Below are 2,656 nucleotides of genomic sequence, written 5' to 3' on the forward strand. Positions count from 1 at the left end.
TCTAGTGGGGAAAAGATAGATGCACAGATTACTGATGGCATTGACACGGTCTTGACTCTTTATCATAACCAACTCAAACATGGCGTAGACGTCTACAGAAACTATGACGATTCTTTGCCAGTTATCGGGTGCTATCCTGATGAACTCAATCAAGTCTGGACGAATCTGATTCACAATGCCCTGCAAGCCATGGAGAACAAGGGGACTTTAACCATTAACGTCAGGCAGCAAGATGACCAAATCAAAGTCAGCATTACTGACACTGGCAAGGGGATTCCTCCTGAAATTCAGCCGAAAATATTTCAGCCGTTCTTTACCACGAAACCCGCTGGAGAAGGCAGTGGTTTGGGATTAGATATTGTTAGGAAAATTGTAGAGAAACATCACGGACACATGGAGGTGGATTCCGTACCTGGTGAAACTACCTTTACAGTTTCCCTACCAATTCAGCAGCCACAGTCGTAGCTTTCGGAGGTAGATTGAGATGATCAACCTGAAACTGTTATTTGGACAGGATTCCTGGGGAACTTTATAAGTGTAGCTAGTTATAAGTGTAGCTAGTTATAAGTGTAGCTAGTTATAAGTGTAGCTACTTGATAAACAATTGTCTGAGGCAATAAAACCCAGTCTAGGCAAGAGCGGGGAGTGTCAAAACTGTGGCTAGTTGCAGTCCATGTCATTAAATCATCCATAGTAACCAATAATGATTACACTCCCAGGCTATCGGCTCACTGAGGGAATTTACTAAGCGCCTTAGAACTCTAGTTTATCAAGGGGTTTGTGAGGCTGACCAAAAACTTTTCATCTTTGATCAAGACCGTAAGATTACTTATGCGATTAGCCCGAAGGGCGTTGGCTAGCGAACGCGACCTTGCCTACTCAACCCATCTCGACCGTTTCTCTGACTATTGATAGCCATTTTTCAAAGTAGGACTACAGATGCAGATGGGGAAATCGGGAGATCGCCAGATCGGGAGATGGCCAGATGAAATTGATCTGTAGCCGTAATCGGCCAGAATTGGTATGAATTCAATGAGGGAACTAGTCATGTCTGACGCCGTAATTTTATGTGTTGATGATGAAATATCGATTTTGAAAAGCTTGGAGATGGAACTTCAAGCAGCTTTTGAAGATAAGTATCTCTATGAATTTGCTGAAAGTGCTGATGAAGCTTTGGAAATCATTGATGAACTCTATGAGAATGGAGAACAAATTCTGATTATTGTCTCCGATTGGTTAATGCCAGGAATGAAAGGGGATCAATTTCTGATTAATGTCCATCACAAATATCCCGATATTATTAAAGTGATGCTAACGGGACAAGCTGATGAGGAAGCGGTTGAACGGGCGAAACAATATGCTAACTTATATCGATGTTTACATAAACCCTGGAATACTCGGGAATTAATTTTAACAATTCAGGATGCTTTAGTCGAATTATGAATCGAACTGCCATTATCTGTGTTGATGACGAACAAACCATCCTAGATAGCCTGAAAATAGAGCTAGAAACTAGTTTGGGAGATAACTATCTGATTGAAATGACCCAAGGTGGGGAAGAAGCGTTAGAAGTATTCGAAGAATTAGTAGAGGATGACTATGAAGTTGCCCTGGTTATTTCTGATTACATCATGCCCAATCTGAAAGGGGATGAATTACTCAAACGCATTCATACTATTTCACCCAAAACCCTCAAAATTATGTTGACTGGGCAAGCGGATTTGGAAGCGGTGGGAAATGTGATTAACTATGCTAAATTATATCGTTATATCCCTAAGCCTTGGCAGGCTGACGACCTCAGAATTACTGTAAAAGAGGCATTGTATAGTTATTCTCAGGATAAGGCGCTAGCTGAAAAAAATGCTCAACTCCAGACAATGAATCAAGCGCTAGAAAAATCCAACCGCGAACAAGCTGATTTAATTTCCCAACTCCATGAAAATGAGAATCGCTTGAGGCAGTTCTTAGAAGCCATGCCTGTGGGAGTATGTGTAACTGATGCCAAGGGTAAGCCTTATTTGATCAATAAAGCTGGACAGCAGATTTCAGACAGAGCTATCATAGAGTCAGCTAAAAAGTCACAGTTACAAGACACTTATCAGATTTATCTCGCTGGAACTGAGCAACTTTACCCGAAAGCACAGAATCCGATTTTGAGGGCGTTGCAGGGGGAGAGTGTGGCAGTTGACGATATGGAAATACGCCAACGGGATAAGATGATTCCTGTAGAAGCTTGGGGTACACCGATCTATGATCAAGAGCGAAATGTGGCTTATGCGATCGCAGCCTTTCAAGACATCACCGAACGTAAACGAGCCGAAGCCGAGCGGGAGCGATTACTGGCGGAACTCTCTCAACTGAATCAGGATTTGCAGCAAGCCAATGGGCAACTAGAAGACTATTCCCACAACCTAGAAGAGAAAGTAGAACAAAGAACCGTCGAATTAAAAGCTGCTCAACAGCAGATTGTTGTCCAAGAAAAACTTGCCTCCCTCGGGGCGTTAACCGCAGGTATTGCCCATGAGCTCAGAAATCCTCTCAACTTTGTTAACAACTATGCTGAAGGTTCGGTTGAGCTGGTGGAGGAAGCGATTGAAGAACTTGACAACCAATCTGAACATCTCGATCCAGACGCTCTAGACTATCTCAAAGAGAT

At 42.7% G+C, this 2,656-nt stretch carries 3 protein-coding genes; all 3 read left to right on the top strand.

The features are described 5' to 3' along the window. The coding region (locus tag F6K49_RS40295; RefSeq protein WP_293106442.1) for an ATP-binding protein at nucleotides 1-465 on the top strand (465 nt) is incomplete at its 5' end. A 582-nt stretch (nucleotides 466-1,047) separates the two neighbouring features. Continuing rightward, the gene (locus F6K49_RS40300; RefSeq protein WP_293031622.1) at nucleotides 1,048-1,443 is read left to right on the top strand and encodes a response regulator; all 396 of its coding nucleotides are present in this window, start codon (nucleotides 1,048-1,050) and stop codon (nucleotides 1,441-1,443) included. Continuing rightward, nucleotides 1,440-2,656: response regulator (locus tag F6K49_RS40305; protein ID WP_293106445.1), on the top strand; the 1,217-nt coding region annotated here is incomplete at its 3' end. The genes F6K49_RS40300 and F6K49_RS40305, both read left to right, overlap by 4 nt.

The organism is Moorena sp. SIO3I6, assembly GCF_010672095.1.

What these genes read in the sequence shown, in the direction of transcription:
- F6K49_RS40300 (WP_293031622.1), top strand. Translation starts at nt 1,048, where the DNA reads ATGTCTGACGCCGTAATTTTATGTGTTGATGATGAAATATCGATTTTG.